Annotated in this window: 15 protein-coding genes; 6 read left to right on the top strand and 9 right to left on the bottom strand. The window is 54.8% G+C overall.

Annotated elements, in window-relative coordinates; all coding sequences use genetic code 11:
• Positions 1-191: 191 nt before the first annotated feature.
• Positions 192-1,193, bottom strand: a complete 1,002-nt coding sequence (gene pheS / locus OSC10802_RS0124325) for a phenylalanine--tRNA ligase subunit alpha (RefSeq protein WP_017719380.1) — start codon at positions 1,191-1,193, stop codon at positions 192-194.
• A 355-nt stretch (positions 1,194-1,548) separates the two neighbouring features.
• Here pheS and surE point away from each other — a divergent pair, with 355 nt between their 5' ends.
• Positions 1,549-2,364, top strand: coding sequence for a 5'/3'-nucleotidase SurE (gene surE, locus OSC10802_RS0124320; protein ID WP_017719378.1), 816 nt, complete (start codon positions 1,549-1,551; stop codon positions 2,362-2,364).
• 18 nt (positions 2,365-2,382) lie between these two features.
• On the opposite strand, the gene OSC10802_RS50920 is transcribed toward surE, so the two are convergent.
• Positions 2,383-2,754, bottom strand: coding sequence for a hypothetical protein (locus OSC10802_RS50920; RefSeq protein ID WP_155968319.1), 372 nt, complete (start codon positions 2,752-2,754; stop codon positions 2,383-2,385).
• Between the two features lie 209 nt (positions 2,755-2,963).
• Here OSC10802_RS50920 and OSC10802_RS0124315 point away from each other — a divergent pair, with 209 nt between their 5' ends.
• Together OSC10802_RS0124315 and OSC10802_RS55825 are read left to right on the top strand one after the other, a co-directional pair.
• Positions 2,964-3,362, top strand: coding sequence for a hypothetical protein (locus OSC10802_RS0124315; RefSeq protein ID WP_017719377.1), 399 nt, complete (start codon positions 2,964-2,966; stop codon positions 3,360-3,362).
• Between the two features lie 90 nt (positions 3,363-3,452).
• Positions 3,453-3,584 (top strand): hypothetical protein, encoded by a 132-nt coding sequence (locus OSC10802_RS55825; protein ID WP_255349168.1) that lies wholly within the window; start codon positions 3,453-3,455, stop codon positions 3,582-3,584.
• Between the two features lie 387 nt (positions 3,585-3,971).
• Here OSC10802_RS55825 and OSC10802_RS0124305 read toward each other — a convergent pair whose 3' ends face one another.
• The 5 genes from OSC10802_RS0124305 to OSC10802_RS50915 form a co-directional block, all read right to left on the bottom strand.
• Positions 3,972-5,639: an ArnT family glycosyltransferase gene (locus OSC10802_RS0124305; RefSeq protein ID WP_017719375.1), complete on the bottom strand. Its 1,668-nt coding sequence runs from the start codon at positions 5,637-5,639 to the stop codon at positions 3,972-3,974.
• 389 nt (positions 5,640-6,028) lie between these two features.
• Positions 6,029-8,179 carry a protein kinase domain-containing protein gene (locus tag OSC10802_RS0124295; RefSeq protein ID WP_044170192.1) on the bottom strand — a complete coding sequence of 717 codons (2,151 nt, stop codon included), beginning with the start codon at positions 8,177-8,179 and terminating at the stop codon, positions 6,029-6,031.
• A gap of 456 nt (positions 8,180-8,635) precedes the next feature.
• Positions 8,636-9,481, bottom strand: coding sequence for a transglutaminase-like domain-containing protein (locus OSC10802_RS41620; protein WP_017719371.1), 846 nt, complete (start codon positions 9,479-9,481; stop codon positions 8,636-8,638).
• A gap of 919 nt (positions 9,482-10,400) precedes the next feature.
• On the bottom strand, positions 10,401-10,748 hold the full coding sequence (locus OSC10802_RS0124275) for a DUF4870 domain-containing protein (protein WP_017719369.1): 348 nt from the start codon (positions 10,746-10,748) through the stop codon (positions 10,401-10,403).
• A 99-nt stretch (positions 10,749-10,847) separates the two neighbouring features.
• On the bottom strand, positions 10,848-11,072 hold the full coding sequence (locus tag OSC10802_RS50915; protein ID WP_155968317.1) for a hypothetical protein: 225 nt from the start codon (positions 11,070-11,072) through the stop codon (positions 10,848-10,850).
• Positions 11,073-12,480: 1,408 nt separating this feature from the next.
• On the opposite strand from OSC10802_RS50915, the gene prfC reads away from it, so the two are divergent.
• From prfC to OSC10802_RS44770, 3 genes are all read left to right on the top strand, one after another.
• Positions 12,481-14,109, top strand: a complete 1,629-nt coding sequence (gene prfC / locus OSC10802_RS0124270) for a peptide chain release factor 3 (protein WP_017719368.1) — start codon at positions 12,481-12,483, stop codon at positions 14,107-14,109.
• Positions 14,110-14,469: 360 nt separating this feature from the next.
• Positions 14,470-15,462, top strand: coding sequence for a DUF2156 domain-containing protein (locus OSC10802_RS0124265; protein WP_017719367.1), 993 nt, complete (start codon positions 14,470-14,472; stop codon positions 15,460-15,462).
• Positions 15,440-15,910, top strand: coding sequence for a GNAT family N-acetyltransferase (locus tag OSC10802_RS44770; RefSeq protein ID WP_017719366.1), 471 nt, complete (start codon positions 15,440-15,442; stop codon positions 15,908-15,910). Before OSC10802_RS0124265 ends, OSC10802_RS44770 begins: the two co-directional genes overlap by 23 nt.
• A gap of 75 nt (positions 15,911-15,985) precedes the next feature.
• Here OSC10802_RS44770 and OSC10802_RS44765 read toward each other — a convergent pair whose 3' ends face one another.
• A complete protein-coding gene (locus OSC10802_RS44765; protein ID WP_017719365.1) occupies positions 15,986-18,184 on the bottom strand; it encodes a S8 family peptidase in 2,199 nt (732 codons plus the stop codon).
• A 359-nt stretch (positions 18,185-18,543) separates the two neighbouring features.
• Positions 18,544-19,395: a S1 family peptidase gene (locus tag OSC10802_RS41605; RefSeq protein ID WP_198525183.1), complete on the bottom strand. Its 852-nt coding sequence runs from the start codon at positions 19,393-19,395 to the stop codon at positions 18,544-18,546.
• Between the last annotated feature and the right edge of the window lie 191 nt (positions 19,396-19,586).

The following is a 19,586-nucleotide window of genomic DNA, read 5'->3' as shown; positions in this document are numbered from 1 at the left end:
CCTAAACTGACTGTCTGTTGCTATAACAGCTTAAAAAACCACCGCTGCGAAACGCTTGCTCAGCGCGGCGCGGACAGATATCCGCACCGCGTGCGCCGGCGGTGGCTCCCACCCCAAATAAAACGCCTCACACTCCCCCTCACCGGCAATTCAGGGCAGCCGCCACTGCCCCCCAGCACTCATTAAAACATTCAGAACTGTTTTAAGAAGCGCAAATCGCTGCCGTACACCCTGCGAATGTCATCAATTTGGTGCAGCACCATTGCGAAGCGCTCCACACCAAACCCTGCAGCGAAGCCGGTGTATTTTTCTGGATCGTACCCCACCGCTTTGAACACATTGGGGTCAACCATGCCGCAGCCGAGGACTTCTAACCACTTCCCTTTCCACTGCACATCCACCTCAGCTGAGGGTTCCGTGAAGGGGAAATAACTGGCGCGGAAGCGCACCGGCACCTCGCCAAACATCTGCCGCAAGAATTCCTTAATTGTACCCTTAAGGTCATTAAACGTCAGCCCCTCACCGACAGCCAAAAGTTCAATCTGGTGGAACACCGCCGCGTGAGTGGCGTCCACCGTATCGCGCCGGTAAACTCGTCCGGGTGCCACAATCCGCACCGGCGGCTTGTGCTTCTCCATGTAGCGAATCTGCACCGACGAAGTGTGAGTCCGCAGCAGGTTGCCATCCGGGAGGTAGAAGGTATCCTGCATATCCCGCGCCGGGTGGTCTGGCGGCGTATTCAGCGCCTCAAAGTTGTAGTAGTCGGTTTCCATTTCCGGGCCGGTGGCCACCGTGTAGCCCAGTCCGGCGAAGATATCCAGCGCCCGGTCAATCATACCATTGAGCGGGTGAACCCGACCTTGGGGGCGATAAACTCCCGGCATCGTCACATCCAGCGTTTCTGACTGTAGCCGGGCTTGAATCTGGGCGGCTTGCAGTGCTGTCCGCTTTTCCTCCAAGTTGGTTTGGATAGCTTCCTTAACTTCATTGGCCAGCGCCCCAATGCGTGGCCGGTCGGCAGGGTCTAATTTCCCCATGCTGCCTAATATTTTGGACAGCTGGCCTTTTTTGCCCAAGTAGCTCACTCTGAGTTCTTCGAGGCGTTCCAGTGTCCCGGCAGTGGCAATCTCGTCCTGAGCTTCTTGACGCAGTGTTTCCAGTTGTGCTTCCAGATCCATCAGCTGGGTAGTCATGGGAGGGCTTGTGTGTCGTAATATTTCGCCATGTTGAGTTTAGCGCGATTTGCACCCCAAGCATAAAAATTAGAGTTTGAACCGCAGATAAACGCGGATGATATCATATTTATGTGCTTTGTTCTGCCTAGCTCTGCGGTTATTCATAGCATCCCAAAAATCGCATGATTTTTCAAACTCCAGATTTCACCCACCGCAGCCCCGCCGCCAAAGTTTAGAATAAGTGACAAACCAGCCTGCGCTAAAAACACAGCAGCTGCAGTGGGCCACCGATAAATTTATTGGCCTCCCTTCACGGTGGCGGTTCAAACTTTTCATTCAATAAAGAAGCAATTTTACTCCCGCACAAAGCGTAATGAAACTCCTGATCAGCAACGACGACGGCATCTATGCCTCTGGGGTTCGCAGCCTCGCCAACGCCCTGGCTCTTGCCGGCCATCAGGTTACAGTAGTTTGCCCCGACCAAGAGCGCTCCGCCACAGGTCACGGACTGACCCTGCACCAGCCCATCCGCGCCGAAATCGTAGAGTCCGTTTTTCATCCCGCAGTCAAAGCCTGGTCTTGCACCGGCACCCCTGCCGATTGCGTCAAACTGGCGCTGTGGGCATTGCTCGACTCTCCGCCAGATTTTGTCCTCTCCGGCATCAACCAAGGCCAGAACTTGGGCAGCGACGTCCTCTACTCCGGCACCGTCTCCGCTGCAATGGAAGGGCTGCTGGAAGGCATACCCAGCATCGCCTTCAGTCAAGTCAGCTACGCCTGGCGCGACTTTCAACCGGCAGCCAACTTTGCTGTCGCCTTGCTGGCGCAGCTCGCCGAAAGCCCCCTCCCAGCACAAACGCTGCTAAATGTCAATATCCCGGCGGTAAAGCAGGAACAAATCGCCGGTGTGGCCCTCACTCGTTTGGGCCTGCGCCGGTATGTGGATATCTTCAACAAGCGGGTAGATCCGAGGGGAAAAACCTACTACTGGCTGGCCGGTGAGGTCCTCGAAGAAATTGAACAGCCCGACAACCCCCATCTGCCTCCCGGAATACCCACCGACGTGGAGAAAATTCGCGACAGCTGCATCACCATTACCCCCTTGCAGTACAACCTCACCGACGGGCCAGGGCTGCAAAGCTTGCAGGCGTGGCAGTGGGCGCTTCCGGCACCCCAGACGCCCGCTTGAGGGCGTGAGTGCGGGCTCTCAGCCCTTGGGAAGATGGAGACAGCCAGAGTAGACTAGAAAGTAGGTAGGACAGCCTTCAAGGGTCAACAGCATGCCTTGCCAGTATTCGGGAACAGCGTTTTGCGCTTGCCCCGACAGCAGCCTTCCCCAGGCAGGACTTGGCAGGTAACGCCGCTCACTCTCGCAAGCAGACTTACCCGCGTCAGCTAACGTTTGATGGCCCAACTGTGGCGCTGCAGCCGGCGTGCAGACATCAACCGGGGAAAGCCAGCCGGTGCGGTGCGTGCGCCGGGAACGCACGCACCGGCATTGCATGCCGATCTCGCGCTCAGCCTCACAGGAGGAATCCCTTTCGTTCCATTCTTCTGTGACCTTTGGTTCCTCCGCCACCCCCGACAGCACAGTTGAAATGGGTGCGGCAGAGACGTCGATTTATCGCGTCTGGGGATCGCGTTACGCGAGCATCTCAAAATCTGACGGCTCGTGGGAACTCACCATCCGTTTCAGCTAGGTGCCAGGCTGAACGCGCTCGACACACAACCAGCATGTTCGCCTCAGCAAAACAGTCAAACCATCTTTTGGGAAAGCGGGAAATACGAATGAACGCTCACACCTTTGACAGTCACTCTGTTACTTGCCCGATTTGCAATCGCACCGGCACCATGCAGTCTAATCTGATGTTCGGTGGACTGTACACCTGCCCCTACTGTCAGGAACGTTTGGTGATCAGTTGGAGCGGTCATTACGTCCGAGACCCCAACACCATGAGGCAGCTAGCCCTCGGGCGCACTCTCCGCCGCCAGAGCCGCCCTCTGGCTCGCATCCTCCGCGATATCGGGCTGGCAAAACCGTCTTCCTTACTTGGTGTTTTGGCCGGTGCTGCCCTCGCCGGTGTGGCCATAGCGACCCTTGAAACCTGGACCCCTCAGCGCAACCCCTTTGAGAATGTCATAGAACAAGTTACTGAGATCGTAGATTCAACCAGGCTCTTACCGTAGCGGTTAGGCCACAGGGCATGGCGGCAGGCCAGGGGCACAGGGCATGGGGCACAGGGCACAGGTAATTATTGGAAAACTGCGCCTGCCTTGGTGCTGGGCATCATCGCATTGGGCATCATCGCATTGGGCATCATCGCATTGGGCATCATCGCATTGGGCATCATCGTATTGGGCATCATCGCATTGGGCATCATCGTATTGGGCATCATCGCATTGCTGTGAGTTTTCCATGATGCGCCATGCCCCATGCGCCATGCCCCATGCCCCATGCGATTAATGTCCGTTCCCTAAGTGGCTACTGTTATAGCAGCAGTCATATTGGTTAGAACAATAGAAGCTTCCGGATCGGGGGAGCAAGGAAGGCCGGAATGTAGGTTTCCTAAATTCTTACTGCTATATAGACGTAGGGCAGGCGTCCCGCCCCCCCTGAAGGTCTAATGTTCTAAACTAAGTGCATACTGCTATATATCTGTAGCGTTTCTAGATGGAAAAAATTTTAAAAATAAACCGCATCCGGGGAGCGCCAAGGAAAGAAAACAGGTTTCTGTAATCCCCCTTCTAGAAATTCCAACTAAAAAAACCTGATTTCTAAAACCGGCTCAGCTAAGTTTAATGAAGCCGGCTTGAGGATTGCAACTTATTTCGCGCCAGCAGCATCCAGCCGTCAGCGGTTGCCAGAGGCTTTACCTTTTGCAAACCCAGCTTTTCCAAGGCAGGCCGGTCCAGCAGCAAATAAGGTTGAGAATCTTGCTGCCAGTGGCGCTGGAGTTCGCTATCAGGAGCGGGAATCACTTGGCGGTCGCTATAAAAATTGAGAGAGGGGCGGCTGTAGGGGTGGGATGTGCGCACCGGCACGCCTGCCGGTGCGTGCTGCTGAACCATCGCCGCCACCGGCAATACGGGATAGTCTTCTGCGAGCTCCCAAACCCAGCTATTCGAGCTGACAAATAGCGTCAGCGAAACATAACAGCCCCAAAACAAAACCAAAATAAATTGCGGATCTTCTCGGGAGACGAGGACAGCCACCGCCGCCATCGTTAGGGCAGCGCAGCCCAGTGCCAGCTGCAAATACCGTTCCGTTTGGGGGCCAAGTCCGCCGAAGTAAAGGCTGCCGGCCAAACCGGCCACAGCCAGCAGCGCAAAGGCTGCGACCCAGGCGCGGCGAGAGGGGTAGAGGGGGAAACTGACAGAGTAAGAGAACGTAGGGAAAGCCCGCGCCCGACGCCCCCAAACCTCAGCCAGCAGCGCGCCGCCGGCGAGAGCGAGGGCGGGGTAGACCGGCAGGACATACCAGGGGAGTTTGGTGCGCATCACAGAAATCGCCAGCAGGTAGAGCCCGCCCCACACCAGCACCAGCTTGCCAAAACCCAGGTTGCGATTTTCCCAGGCCAAGCGCAGCCCCTGGGGCCAGAACAGCAGCCACGGTCCGCTATATTTCACAATTTCCAGCAGGTAGTACCAGGGCGGGCCGGCATTATTCCCCACCGGCAGCCAAAGGCGCTGCAAAGATTGGCTGAAAAAATGCTCCTGAATGAACTGCTGGCCATAGTGCTGCCACTGGGCGGCATACCAGGCAGCTGCCGGCACCGCACCCAGCAGCAAGCCGGCCCACAGATACCAAGACCTCAGCAAGCGGGGGGTGTCCCAGGCGATAAACACAGCGGCAATCGCCCCCAGCAATAGCCCCAGCACGCCCTTAGTCAGGCAAACCAGCCCCAAACCAATGCCGGCACCCAAGCCAAAGCGCAAATCCCGGCGCGAGCGCAGCAAGCACCACAGCATCAGCAGGGAAAAACACAGCACCGGCCCGTCCAGCATGGCCAGACGCCCGTGGCGCACCACCGGCAGCAGTGTCAGGTAAATCAGCGCCGCAAAAATGGCCGGCGTGCGCCGGGGAAACACTTCCCGCCCAACCCCATACAGCAGCGGCACGCTAAAAGCGCTGACAGTTGCCGGTGGCAATCGCGCCATCAGCTCACTGACACCGCCGGCAGAGTATGCTATAGCAATCAGCAGGTGAACCAGGGGGGGTTTGTTAAAATACGGTTCGCCGGCTAGCGTTGGGTGAAGCCAGTTTAAATTGCCGCGCCAAATATCGCGGGCGACGTGAGCGACTATTCCTTCATCCCAGTCTCGCAGCGGCACTCCATCGAGATTGATTCCATAAAGGAGAAGCGCCGCCAGCAGCAGCCCAAAAACCCAGAGCTGTTCGAGCCGGCGGTCAGTGCGCCGGTCGCGCTCGCCTGACTCACCGAAAGAAAAGATTTCCCTGTCCACGGTTTTAGATTTTAGATTTTTAATAATAAACCGCCAAGACGCCAAGAGCGCCAAGAAGGAAGAGGAAAGAGGTACAGGTGGAGGAACTGGAGTGGCGCAGTGCCGGTTTTAATCGCTCAGTTCAGCTGTAGGGGCGGCCCCCCGTGGCCGCCCGACTCATACCTGCGCGCGGGGGCCTGCAACTGCAGATATTTCCAGTTTTCCGGGACAGAGGAGATGGGGATCTGGGGGGCGGCACCCCGAAAAAATTTATAATATCCGGAAGAAAACATATATACAAAACAGGTCTGCAAACGGTTTTTTTTAAAACCTATTTAATCGTAAAATAGCGCAGCCTTCCCGCTGGCCAGAAACGCCATAACCGTGGGGGGACTGGCCTGCCCTGGCTGTCACCGCAGCCGCCAAACCTTAATGCTGTCATCCTCACTGCCACTGACCATAAGCTGGCCGTTGCGGCTGATGGCCAGAGCGTGAATCGTATCGGTATGCCCGGAGAGGGTGGGCAGGAGCTGGCCGGTGCGCAGATTCCAAAGCCTGATCTTGTCTTCCAGAGGGCCACCACCACTGGCTAAAGTCTGGCCGTCCGGAGTGAAGGCGAGAGCGTTGACGGAGGCGGAATGTCCGAACAGGCTGTCGAGCTGCTTACCGGCACCCAGATCCCAGAGATTAATCGTGCCATCCTCACTGCCACTGGCCAGAGTCTTGCCATCCGGGCTGATGGCCAGAGACTCCACCGGACTGAAATGCCCGTAGAGGGTGCGCGCAGGGGCGCAAGGCGGCTCGTCGCCACAGCCGGCACCCCACAGCTTCACCGTGCGGTCGGCACTGGCGCTGGCGAGGGTTTGGCCATTGGGGCGGAAGGCGAGAGCGGTCACCCAGTCTGTATGGCCATTCAGGGTGCGGATCTCCGTGCCGGTGTCTGCATCCCACAGCTTAATCTTGGCGTCATAGGAGCCACTGGCGAGGGTTTGGCCATCGGGACTGAAAGCCAGGGCGCTCACCCGCCCGGAATGGCCCGAGAGGGTGTGGAGCAGCTCCCCCGTGGCCATATCCCACAGTTTAATCGTCCGGTCGCCACTGCCACTGGCTAGGGTTTTTCCATCCGGGCTGATGGCAATCGCCCAAACCTCACGGGTGTGTCCGGTGAGGGTGCGCTGCGCTTCGCCGGTGCCCAGGTCCCAAATCTTAACCGTTTTGTCAACACTGCCCGTGGCCAGGAACTGGCCGTCGCGGCTGATGGCGACGGCATTAACGCCGCCGGTATGGCTGTCAAGCGTCTGGGCCAAAGCCGCGTTTTGAAAGGCGTTCTGTGTGGGGGGAGAAGCTAGCTCACTCGATGGAAATCGGGGTGCGTTCCACCCGGGCGAAAACACACCCCCGGCATTGAGCGCGGGTGCCCAGGAAGGGTGGAGTTCGGCACCGGCAAGGGTTAGCAGCAGCGACGCCCCGCTGCCGGCAAACAGCAGCCAAACACTGCCTTTGAGTAATTTCCCCTTGAACTTGCTAAACTTTTTGCGCCCGGACTTGGCGCTGCTCCGTCGTTTGCTTCTGGATCTGGGCAAGCTCGCCAGAGGCGTCATCCTGTAATGGGGGGTGCGGGGCACCGGCTGGTATGGCAGGGGCTGAAAGTCAGGGCGCTCCACTTCGGCGATCCGCTGTAAAATCACCCCGGCATTTTGAGGGCGGTTGCCGGGAAAAGGTGCCATCAGGTAATCAATCAAATCCGCCACGGGTGGCGATACGTGCCAAGCCCTGTCTCGCCACAGCAACTCGCCGGTGCGGGGGTGTTCGGGAAACTCGTTGGGATCTGTGCCGGTCAGCAAATAGACAAAGGTGCGTCCGAGGGCAAAGAAATCCGACTGCGGCACCGCTTTGCCATTGGCTTGTTCTGGGGGAGTGTAGCCTGGAGAGACAATGCCGGTGACTTGATGGCCGCCGCCGACTTTGGCCAGGTAAGTGCCGGTGACTTGCCGGACGGAGCCAAAGTCAATTAGCACCAGCTCTCCGCTGGGGCGCAGCATTATGTTGGACGGCTTAATATCCCGGTGGAAATACTGTTCCAGGTGGATTTGCTGCAAGATTTCTGCCAGCTGTTTTAACCAGCCTAGGGCTTGCTGAAGGGTGATGGGCCGGCTGTTGCGCTCGCTCAGCCACTCCTCTAAATTTGACCCCTCAATTTTCTCCATCACCAGGCAGTGTACTGGCTGCTGGCTGTTGTGAGGGAAATAGGTGAAGTAGCCATCTCGCTCCACTTTGGGAATCCCCGAATGCTGCAAGCTCGCCAAAACCCGGGCCTCTTGCTGAAACAGGGACACCGCCTTCGGATTGGTGCCGAGCAGCACTTTCAGGACTTTTGCTGTTCCGAGATCGTCAGTTATTTCAAACGTTTTTGCAAAGCCGCCTTCGCCCAAAAGACGCTTAACCCGATAGCCGCGCACGGCGAGCGATGAGCCGCAGTGCCGGCACATCCGGTTGCTATCATTCAACGGGTCAGCTGGGTTGAGGCAGTTGGGGTTGAGGCAATAACTCACGGAAGGCACATCAGTTTTGGTTAAATCTGTTTACTACCGTACAGGGGAGAAATCAGCGACTGCTGTTGAGAGTCATCTTAAGCTGCTGGGGATACAGCCGCCTCCCTCTTAAATCAGATTGCTGCTCAATCATTGCGGGAAGTATGCCATTTTGGCACCTTAAAATCTCTCACCCCTTCCCCCCCGATCCGGAGCGAGGAGAGGGGGGACACATCTTTTCCCTTTTTTTCCTTTTCTCCCCCTGCCGGCTGGGTGGGGGATGCGGGGTTGCGCGCGCGGGAATGCTGCCCCATGATTGCGGTGCCTTACAGCGAAACGAGCCCTCACTATTTTAAGCTAATCTCGAATGCTTTTTTATGCCAGACTGCCGGCTGCCGGTGAGCCGGTGTTCTGCCCGGCTAATGCCGGACAGCAAACGGTAGGGCTTTAGCCCTACTGCAAACGGGTGCGCGGCTCAAACCCCCTTCAGGAGATGGCGATGGCGGCTGTTGTGTAGGGGGGCGGCTCTGGCTTTCCGGTGCCGGCTTCTCCCACCGGCTCGACAAACAGCTGCATCCGCTCTAGCTGCGCCGGCCCGAAAATGGTGGCAAAAGAGACATCGGCGGCATCCCGCCCCGTGGCAATGCGGATGATGCCGGTTTGTGGCGCGAGTCGGGTGGGGTCGAAAAAATACCAGCGATTTCCCAGATAAGCTTCAAAGCAGGCATGAAAATCGGGCGGGTTCAGCCCCCAGGCATACCCCGCGAAAAAGCGTGCCGGAATATTCAAGGCTCTGCACAGAGCGATGCCTAAATGGGCAAAATCTCGGCAGACACCGGCTCTTTCTATCGCCGTCTGGTACGCCGAAGTCTGGGAGTCCGTGCTGCCAGACAGGTATTTTACTCTGTCATAAATCCAGTTGCAGATGCCGGTGACTCTGGAATATCCTGGCTCTAGCTCGCCAAATTCACTCTGCGCCAGCTGTAGCAGCAGGTCCGACTCGCAGTAGCGGCTGGGGTAAAGTAGTGGTATAATTTCTAGGGGCAAATCAGCCGGCGGAACTTCGGGAATCTCCTCGGGATTTGCATAGAAGTGCTCGATGTCAGCGGTTGCCTCGTAGGAGACTTGCAGCTTGCCCGCCGGTGCGCTGACTCGAAAATACCGGCGCTCACCAGAGGAACAGTAACACTCGTCAATATCCAGCTGGGGGTCAATCAGCAGGCTTTCCTGGCATATCTTTTGACAGGCGCTGTTGATCACCTGAATGTTGAAGACAAAGGTGCTGGGTTGAGCGATGCTGTAGTTTAATTGGCAGCCGGCGTGAAATTTCATAAGAACTCAAAGATGGCACACACTCTATTATAGTGGCTGCCAACTTTCGCCTGCGCCAGGAAGAGCCTGCTGCCCTCACCCCTGCCGGCTGCCAGCGCCCCAACGCCCCACAGCCGCTGTCCAGAAGAACCCCTGCAAAAAAGCCCGCCTCAACCGAAAACTTCAACGCTTGTAAAAATTTTAATTTTAAATTAATAAATTAACCCTCGTTCTCAGGCACTGCCTGGCCGCTTTGGAGGCTCTGCCTACTTATAGCGGTTTTCAGTGGGATGAAGTAGATGCCAGAAACCGGGTTTCTCAGTACCTCACTCAGAGGAAAACAGCTATAATTAGAAACTTGGGTAACATATTGCAGCGATTGCCTCGGGAGCATCCCGTTAAAGCAAAGACTGTCACCCTCACCCCCCTAACCCCCCCTCTCCCAGGGCAGGAGAGGGGCGAAAGAATCAAGAATTCTCCCCTCTCCCCTTGTGGGCTCATCATTACCCACATCTCCTGAAAAGCTTATCCAGACTTGTTTTCAGGAGCTACTTCTCACCCCACAGCTGCCGCAGTGTGCACAACCCCCAATCGGCGAATCAGGGTTCTGGCTTTTCACCAGGACTTTATTATCAGTAGTTGGGGCTTATTGCCTTGAAGGCAGGGGGAGAAACAGAGCTGGAAGCTTTACTGTGAGAGCTTTCTGGGACTTATGGGTAAGGATGAGCCCCTTGTGGGAGAAGGGCTGGGGGTGAGGGGGATTACAAAAATGGGATGCTCCCATTGCCTCTGTTGATCCATGCCCGCCGCCTCTTGGGGAGGCTCCCAATTAAAAAGCGATTAGACGTTTTGTAGGGTGCGTTTCCCGGAGGGAAACGCACCCTACTTATCTCACAGCTATTTTAGGGAATGCCTTGTAAATTTTGGCTCGCCGGCAGCCCTACAGGATGCGGAAAATAAACGGGTAGCGGTAGGGCTGTTCGGGATTGCCGAGAACCTGAATAATGGCCAGAACTGGCGGCCCCCATTGGAAAAGAAAGTATGGAAATAGCAGCAGGAAGGCCAGCGGGATGCCAATCACTGAAAACCACAGCGCCCCAATAATAACCCCATAGAGCCATACATTAAAGTGGAAGTTCAGGGATTCTTTGGCATTCTCTTTCACAACCGGATCGTCGGATACCAGCAAAATCGCAATCGGTATCCCGACGGACACAACAAAAGTGCTTAAAAAAATTGCGCCGTGACAGAGAGCTGCTAAGAGCTTGCGTTTGTCCGAGTCGTACATGGAACCAACCCCCTCACCTGATTAGGACTTTGCTTTCGTTACGCGCCTGAAACCGGCGCGCTGTTGTCTTGAATGTATTTTAACTTTGCCAGTAAGGTTTCATGGGGGGTTGGGATCTGGGGGGGGATTCCCCACCCAGTGCCTGAAACTCCGTGCTAGCTCAAGGTCAGTCCTGTGTGGGGGCGTTGCGGAAGTCGGTTTTGTCAGCCGGCTTTCCCTGACGCCCCTGATTTTTTTAGCTCCCCCTTGCGAGCGGGTATCAGCACCGGCACGGGCTGTCAGGCGGGCGGCGATTGCCGGCTCCGCGACCGAGGTGAACGCCATTCAGGGACTTTCGCACTCCTATTGCTCTTTAAGGTATCACTGCCGGTGCCGCCTGTCAAGGCAGCCGGCACGGAAAGGAGCAGGTCACAGCCACCGCCGCCGGCGGCAGGGGCGTGATTGCTGCCGGTGAGGCACGAGCGCTCCTGTTGCGCCGGTGGCGTGTTTTGTTGCTCCCGCTTCCCCTCAGCTTCCGGCGTGTTTACAGATATAGCAATAAACAGTTAGTTTAGAACATGGGCATCACGCAAAAGGGCATCGGGCATCACGCAAAAGGGCATCACGCCAAAGGACATCATCGCATCATCGTATTGAGCAAGCATCTGTGAGTCTTCTATGATGGGGCATGTTCCATGCGCCATGTCCCATGCGCCATGCCATTAATGTCTTAACCAATATGACTGCTGCTATATTGTCTATTTTGTGGCCAGAAGGCAAGCGGGTAAAAATAAAGGTAAAATTAAGACCGTCTTTATAAAGAAAACGTAAAGGAGCCAGAACCTGGGGGCGGCCATGCGGGACCGCCCCAGCAGGCCGCGTGCCATTACATATCAGCTCCCCCAGTAAAAGAAACCCGGTTTCTTCCCTGATGTGGGACTTTAAAAGTATTTAACAAGTTGGATTTAATCGCCCTAGTTTATAGAGATTGCGTTCCTCTCGCCTTTCCTCATAATTGCTCGCTCTATAGGCAGAACAAAAGATCTAGCCCTATTCACTTAGTTTAGGACATGACGGTCTATTGCCACATCTGCGTTCATCTGCGTTCATCTGCGGTTCAAGATTTCAAACCGCAGATAATCGCTGAAGTAGAAGTAGATGGACGCAGATAGGGAAATGAATGTCCGCGCCCAATATGACTGCTGCTATAGCAGTATTCACTTGGGTTAAAACATTAGACCTTCAGGGCAGCCAGACGCTGGCCTACGTCTATATCCCAGTAGTAATATGGGTTAGGACAATAGGAGCCAGAGTGCGAGGGTGCAAAAGAGGCCGAAATGTACGAACCTAAGTGCCTACTGCTATTGTACTGGCGGGAAAGGTTGATCTAGCAATATTCACTTATTTTCGGAGACGAGCGTCGGAAAGCAACGCCTATCCTACGAGGTCTTGACGTAGGGCAGGCGAGACGCCTGCCCTAACCAATATGACTGCTGCTAGAAGAGGAAAAATGGAGGCTATGTAGGGAATAAAAATGCTTTCGCTCCGGCATTATAAATGCAGAATATCCAATCGAAACTCCCAAATTTGTATAGTACGTCTGTCCGAGTTTAAAGGCGTGTTGCGCCCTGCCCCCTCTCCCCCTGAATCCGCGCCGGGGGACAGTACAACCGGTCGGGTTCGGCATCTTGCCATTTGCATGGGCGCGGAATTCCTATAATGTCTGGTAAAGAGTCCCCAATCAAGCTACCTAATGACCACCGAAATCCAAGCCGAACTGCAAACAGCGGTTGACCTGCGCCGCAACTTTGCCATTATCTCGCACCCCGACGCCGGGAAAACCACCCTCACGGAAAAGCTCCTGCTCTACGGAGGTGCCATTCACGAAGCCGGTGCCGTGAAGGCACGCAGGGCGCAGCGTCACGCCACCTCCGACTGGATGGCGATGGAGCAGCAGCGGGGGATCTCGATTACCTCCACCGTGCTGCAGTTTGAGTACGGGGGATACCAGATTAACCTGCTGGACACCCCCGGACACCAGGACTTCAGCGAAGACACCTATCGCACCCTAGCTGCAGCGGACAACGCGGTGATGCTGGAAGACGCGGCTAAGGGGCTCGAACCCCAAACGAGGAAACTGTTTGAAGTCTGCCGGATGCGCTCCATTCCCATCTTTACATTTATTAACAAGCTCGACCGGCCCGGGCGGGAACCGCTGGAACTGCTGGACGAGATTGAAAAGGAACTGGGCCTGACGACCTACGCAGTCAACTGGCCCATTGGCACCGGCGACCGCTTCAAAGGCGTCTACGACCGGCGCACCAAGCAGATTCACTTATTCGAGCGCAGCGCCCACGGGGCGCGAGAGGCGCTCGACACCGCTCTCAATCTGGGGGACCCGCGCCTGGAAGAACTGTTAGAAAAAGACCTCTACTACCAGTTCAAAGACGAGTTGGAAATGCTGGAAGAATTGGGGTCAGAGCTGGATTTAGAACAGGTGCACGCCGGCATTATGACGCCGGTGTTTTTCGGGAGCGCCATGACCAATTTTGGCGTGCAGCTGTTCCTGGATTCTTTTTTGGAATACGCCCTGAAACCGGGAGCGCGACGCAGCACTGCCGGTGAGATTGCTCCCACTCACCCGGAGTTTAGCGGTTTCGTATTCAAATTGCAAGCCAACATGGACCCGAAACACCGCGACCGAATTGCCTTCGTGCGCGTCTGCACCGGCAAGTTTGAAAAAGACATGACAGTGAGCCACGCCCGCACCGGCAAAATCGTTCGCCTCTCTCGCCCCCAGAAACTCTTCGCTCAAGATCGGGAATCAATTGAGGAAGCGTATCCGGGCGACGTAATTGGTTTGAACAACCCGGGAGTGTTTGCGATTGGCGACACGATTTATACGGGTCAGAAGCTGGAGTATGAAGGCATTCCCTGCTTTTCGCCAGAACTGTTCGCCTATCTGAAAAACCCCAACCCTTCCAAGTTCAAGCAATTCCGCAAAGGCGTTTCTGAATTGCGGGAAGAGGGTGCGGTGCAGATTATGTACTCAGCTGATGAGGCGAAGCGCGACCCGATTTTGGCCGCAGTTGGCCAGCTGCAATTTGAGGTGGTGCAGTTCCGCATGCAGAATGAGTACGGTGTTGAGACGCTGCTGGAACAGCTGCCTTTTTCTGTGGCCCGCTGGGTGGCTGGCGGTTGGGAAGCGCTGGCGAAAGTCGGGCGTTTGTTCAATACCGTGACGGTGAAGGATAGCTGGGGAAGGCCGGTTTTGCTGTTTAAGAATGAGTGGAACTTGCATCAGATCCAAGCTGACCACCCGGACTTGAAGCTGAACGCTTCAGCGCCGGTGGTTGCCGGTCAGGAACCAGAAGCGCTGTAAAAGAAGCCGGGTGTGTTCCCCCCGGGGGGAACACACCGTGCAGCGGCGATGGAGTGTGGGATGTCATTAGGAAGCAACCTAATGGCCATTTACAGGAGGGAAAGTGGGCAAAAGTCTCGTTCCCTTTCCGGAAAAGCAAGGGAAAAAGATGAAGCTGGAAGGTGGGAGAATGACAGGGGATTGTCGCCCTCTACCCTTCTTCCTGACTCGCGCTACAAAAGTGGTGCGTTCTCCCTCGCGACTCCCTGATTTATGGGCGGTAAAATTTTTCATAAAAATTTGACATGCCTTGCCAGAGATCGTGCTATAATACAGCCAACAAAACCTTTGCCTTCTAGGGAGCTATAATTTCTGTAAACCATGCAAAACCAATCGCCAAAGAGTGACACATCCGACGCTACAGTTGAGCAGGACGAAGACTATTTTGAGGGCAGCGGCTTATTAAAATTAGAGCTAGAGCATAAGCCGATTTTCGATTTCTTTCTGTCCGCCAGTCAGACCCCCATATCCGATGCGACTTTTGCCAACCTGTTCATGTGGGGTGAAGTGTGCGATACCCGGTGGAAAATCGTCAGAGATTGCTTGTGTGTGTTTGCCATGCAAGGAGGAGAACCCTTCATGGTGTTTCCGCCGGTCGGATTTGGAGACAAGGAAGCAGCGCTGGAAGAATGCTTGTTCTTTTTCAAGCAATTTAACCAGCCCAGCTTATATGTGGAATACGTCCCCCGAGAATGGGCTGACAAATTCGGACTTTTTGACCTGGCAGTTCGCAGCGGCGATTATGTCTATGAAACGCAGCGGATGATAGACTTAAAGGGGGGCGATCTGGCTTCCAAGCGGCAAAGTCGCGCGGCTTTCCTGAGGAGATACAGCAATATTTACACTGAGCGGTTTACCCCCGATCGTATAGAAGAGTGCCTGAACCTGCTGGATATTTGGCAGCCGCAGGTGCAAGACTCGGTAAAAATTGCCTTCAAGCGCTATCAAGACACAGCAGCCACAAAGCGTGTTTTGCAGAATGCTGAGGCTTTAGGACTCACCGGCATGGTGTTATATGCCAGTGACCAAGTGGTAGGTTTTACGTTTGGGGAAAAGATCGGTGCCGACATATTTAGCGTCCTGATTGAGAAAACGGATAGAAATTTTACGGGTTCCGCTCAATACATTTTTAGCGAGTTTTGCCGCCTGTACTGGGCCGATATCAAATGGTGCAATGCTGGAGACGACTGCGAAATCCCTTCTTTAGCTTGGAGCAAGGAAAGTTACCGTCCGGCGTTTCGCATTCCCAAATGGTCTGCTAATTTTTATTACGGAAAAGGGGCGCAAATCAATGGGGCTTGCTCTGGACTGTAAAATAGATAAAGCGCTCCTTGAAGATAAGAGCGATCTGGCCTCACTAGAAGCTCAATGTTTTAGAGAGGGGATAGCCTTTTCTAAGAAGCAGATCGCCTATTTGCTGAAAAGTCCACGCACAGATATCTATGTGATGCGGTTGAATGGAACGCTGGCGGCTTATGCTATTATCTTGAAGCGAAAAACCTGTCGCGGAGAAGTGGCTAGATTGTACAGTTTTGCGGTTAAGGCTGAATTCCGAGGGCAGGGATTGGGCAAGAAACTAATGTTAGAATGTTTGGATAAACTGGGGAGGGAAAATATCCAGGCGGTGTTCCTGGAGGTGGAGGCGGAGAATAACAGCGCTATCGCCCTTTACGAGTCGGTTGGATTCTCCAGGGTGGCTCGCCTGAAGAGTTATTACGGAGAGAATCAAGACGGGTTAAAGATGAAGTTGACTTTAACCTAGTTTTATAAAGATAAGCCCCAGAAACCAGGTTTCTGAAAGAAACCTGGTTTCTAAATCCGATTTCTGGCAAGGCGACTAGGCGATTGCTGTCTCGGGTCTGGGGAAGTCACTCAGCCCCACGAGAGTCGTGGCTTCCCCAGTCAAAATATCCACAACTTGCACCGGCGTCAGGTTGGGATTCGCCTGCAGCATCAGCGCCACAACACCGGCAACGTGGGGAGTCGCCTGAGAGGTGCCATTCGTGGTTTTATACTCTCGGTCCCCCGTCGTGGACAAAACCCCCACCCCGGGCGCTACCACGAATTTCAGCGCCGGTGCTGCTTCTCCATTCAGTGTGGGAAGATTGCTTAACTCAGCCTGCTGCTTGTCCTCATCCACAGCGCCCACAGCAATCACGCCGGGAATGTTAGGATCTGCAGCCAAAGATGCCGGAAAGTTGGTGTCTTGTCCCCCTTGATTGCCTGCAGCAGCCACAACCACAACACCTTTCGATACGGCATCTTTAACCGCAGCCGTTATGGTATCGTTAGCAGTAGGCAAACTCAAGCTGAGATTGATCACCTTAGCCCCTTGCGCGACAGCATAGTTAATTGATTCAGCCACCGCCGCAGCAGACAGATCGTAGGGATCTTTAGCATTCTCGCGCACCTTTAGAGGCAGAATCTGCGCCTCATAAGCCACCCCAGTCGTGCCAATCCCATTTCTGGCTGCTGCGACAATTCCCGCTACATGAGTGCCGTGTTCGCTGGCGTCGAACTGTTCGGGGTTCGTGGTGCTCGCCGTCTCCCGGGGTCCGGGCAGGGGGTTACTGTCCTTATCCGCAAAGTCATAGCCGGCGCTAGTCACAATATTGCGCTTCAAATCCAGGTGATTGTAGTCAACCCCATTATCGATCACCGCGACCTTGACGCCCTCGCCGGTAAAGCCGGCATTCCAGACCGGCGCAACATTAATTAAGTTCAGATCCTCAAAGTTCTCTCCATCTGTTTGAGTGAGAGCGGCAGCGCTACTGAGAGCGGCAGCGCTGGGATTCGCGCTCTTAATCGCCCCCTCAACGGCCTTTTTAGCATCCACCAGACCGTTCCCCAAATTAGGGTCAAACTCCGTCAGTGTTGGGAGCGCTGCCGGGGTTGCCGACAGGCTCAGGGTGTAATTCGGCAAGTCTTTATTCCGCGTTATGCGGATAAAGTAAGTTCCCGGAAGCAGCACGGACTGCTTCACCTGATCTAGCGTGGAATCGAAGTTCGCTAGGGAATTAAAGAAAATATCTCTGCCTTCGATAATGTCATTATTGCCAATGTCCCGACCGATTTCAATGCCAATATCCGCCTCGGCTATCCCTTGGAGTTGGATGTTAAGGTTGCTGGTGCCCGACAGGGTAAACGTGTAAACCTCCTTAAAAGCATTATCGATTTCTGTCGTGGTAACCGCATTCTGAACCTTTGGCGTAGCGCTGAGGGTGCCGGCATTGGTGGCGCGGCGGAGATCCTCTTCAGCAGCTACCTCGATAAACCGGCGTCCTTCATTTTCCCCATATTGAAGGTAGTGTTTAATCGCCGTCAGCGCACCGGCTCTCACCGCTGCCGCCACATCTGGGTTCACTTGCAAATAAGCTCCCGTCGGGAAATCAGCACTCGGACTCCGCCCTTCATACTGACCGTAAAGATCGAAGTGCTCTATGCCGGTGATTTCGTCTCGCTGCACTGCAGCCGCCACATCTGGATTGTTCTGGAGATAATAAGATGTATTGAACTCCGCAATCGGGTCCCGCCGCTCAAATTTACCAAACTGGCTGAAGTGCTGGTAAGCCGTCGTCAAATTTTGGCTGACAGCGTTTTCCACGTCGGGGTAATATGCCAGATAAAATTTCGTATCGAAGAGGGCGTTGGGGTCGCGCCTCTCGAACTGACCGGCATCGACGAAGTGTTCATACCCCGTCAAGCTCCTGCTGACGGCATTTTTCACATCTGGATTGTCTGCCAGATAAAAACTCGTATCAAATAGGGAAGTGGGGTTGCGCCCCTCGAATTGACCGAAATTGATAAAGTGCTGAACCGCCGACGTCCCGCCTTTGCTGACGGCATTTGCCACGTCTGGGTTAGAGCGCAGATAGAACGTCGTATCAAATAGACCGCTGGGGTTGCGGCGCTCAAATTGACCGAACTGAGTGAAGTGGTTGAGCGCCGTGGTTGCGCCGGCAGCCACAGCCTGGGCCACATCCGGGTTTTGAGCGAGATAATAGCCGTTGTTGAACAGATCGCCGATCTCTAGCATGACCCTGCCAATGTTTCTTCACATCTAATTTTATGCGATTGAGGCGATGACAAAGAAGCAATTTTTGTTTCGCGAACCAGTCCCACACTTGACCCACCCCCAATCCTCCTTAAAAAGGGCGGCTTGCTATCTCTCCCTCCCTTAAAACGGAGGTTGGGTGGAGCGACAAAGCTGCGAGGTGCCAGAAAAGAGCGCCAAAATTGAATTCTATCATATCCGTCGGCATTCCGATTGCAAATTTATTGTAGGGACGCCATAAACCCTTGCCGCCACACGCCTGTCGCTACCGGACATGATATTTCCTAACTGTACCTTACGACAAGCGCGCCGGTCAAGAACCCCAGTTTTCCCCCCTCCCGCTACAAACCCAGCCACTGCCCAGCCATTTCCTCAAAGGTGGCAATCGGGATCGCCCAACTCAAGGCTTCCATCTGCTGGAATTGCGCCTGAGATGGCACAGATCCATCGGCAAGGGTGTATGCGTCAATACCGGCAAGCGAATATTTCAGCCGCCCATTAATTCCAATCAATCGGCCCTTGCTATCCAGAATCGGCCCGCCACTCATCCCCTCTTCGATTTCATTCGTGTAACCCAGCTGGTAGCCCCGATCGAGAGATCGCTGCAGCAGCATTCCCACTCGGCCATTTGTCAAGCGATAGGTTCGCAGCCCCCAGTCACCTCCATCCCCATCCAAATTAACCGATTCGCTGTTGGGGAATCCCGCCGCATAAACCGGCTCGCCCACCGACAGGGAATTCGAGTTGCCCAGCGCCGCAACTTCATAGGATCTGTTGCTGGTAAACTCCAGCAGGGCTAAATCCGCATCCCCAAACTGAATAGAGCTCAGCCTAGTTGCGGTGTGCCGGCTCCCATCGGGTGTCAGGACAGTATAGCTACTTTTGCGGCTGTACGCCAGCACATGAGCGCAAGTCAGCACGGTATAAGTCTGGCCCAGACGCTGAACGATCGCCCCCGACCCAGCATCTCTCTCACTTAAAATCCTCACACTCACTTGCCTGGCAATCTCTGGCACCGGCACCGCTGCCAAAGGGCGACCGGGCGCATATTGCGCTGGAAAAATTGCCGGCGGGCTAAATTCCGACCGAGCGTTAGATATAAGCTGAGTTGCCGGAAACTGCGACAAGTCACTCACAGCGGACGCCAGGACGAACACTGGCCAGAAACCAAAAGCGCTTGACAGTAAACTCACAAGTACCTCAAAGATGCTGTAGCGTTTACAAAAGAGAAATGTGCCGGCTCTCCCTAGAGACAGTCAACTCTCCAGGGAAGTTCCAGCCCGGCGCATTCCTCTGTTCGCTAGTATAGCATCACCCGCTCGCAGGTACGGCAACCGCGAACTTTCATCTGCCTGTGAGGCTAATATTATTAAGTTTGTAGGGA

It is taken from the genome of Kamptonema formosum PCC 10802, assembly GCF_000332335.1.
Classification (GTDB): domain Bacteria; phylum Cyanobacteriota; class Cyanobacteriia; order Cyanobacteriales; family Oscillatoriaceae; genus Oscillatoria.
This window is presented reverse-complemented; position numbering and strand designations above follow the sequence as displayed.

Excerpts from the sequence above, each read along its gene's own strand:
- OSC10802_RS41620 (WP_017719371.1), bottom strand. The coding sequence starts at position 9,481 with ATGAAATTTCACGCCGGCTGCCAATTAAACTACAGCATCGCTCAACCC.
- OSC10802_RS0124265 (WP_017719367.1), top strand. The coding sequence starts at position 14,470 with ATGCAAAACCAATCGCCAAAGAGTGACACATCCGACGCTACAGTTGAG.
- OSC10802_RS44770 (WP_017719366.1), top strand. The coding sequence starts at position 15,440 with ATGGGGCTTGCTCTGGACTGTAAAATAGATAAAGCGCTCCTTGAAGAT.
- surE (WP_017719378.1), top strand. The coding sequence starts at position 1,549 with ATGAAACTCCTGATCAGCAACGACGACGGCATCTATGCCTCTGGGGTT.
- OSC10802_RS50915 (WP_155968317.1), bottom strand. The coding sequence starts at position 11,072 with ATGGCGTTCACCTCGGTCGCGGAGCCGGCAATCGCCGCCCGCCTGACA.
- pheS (WP_017719380.1), bottom strand. The coding sequence starts at position 1,193 with ATGACTACCCAGCTGATGGATCTGGAAGCACAACTGGAAACACTGCGT.
- OSC10802_RS0124315 (WP_017719377.1), top strand. The coding sequence starts at position 2,964 with ATGAACGCTCACACCTTTGACAGTCACTCTGTTACTTGCCCGATTTGC.
- prfC (WP_017719368.1), top strand. The coding sequence starts at position 12,481 with ATGACCACCGAAATCCAAGCCGAACTGCAAACAGCGGTTGACCTGCGC.
- OSC10802_RS44765 (WP_017719365.1), bottom strand. The coding sequence starts at position 18,184 with ATGCTAGAGATCGGCGATCTGTTCAACAACGGCTATTATCTCGCTCAA.
- OSC10802_RS0124275 (WP_017719369.1), bottom strand. The coding sequence starts at position 10,748 with ATGTACGACTCGGACAAACGCAAGCTCTTAGCAGCTCTCTGTCACGGC.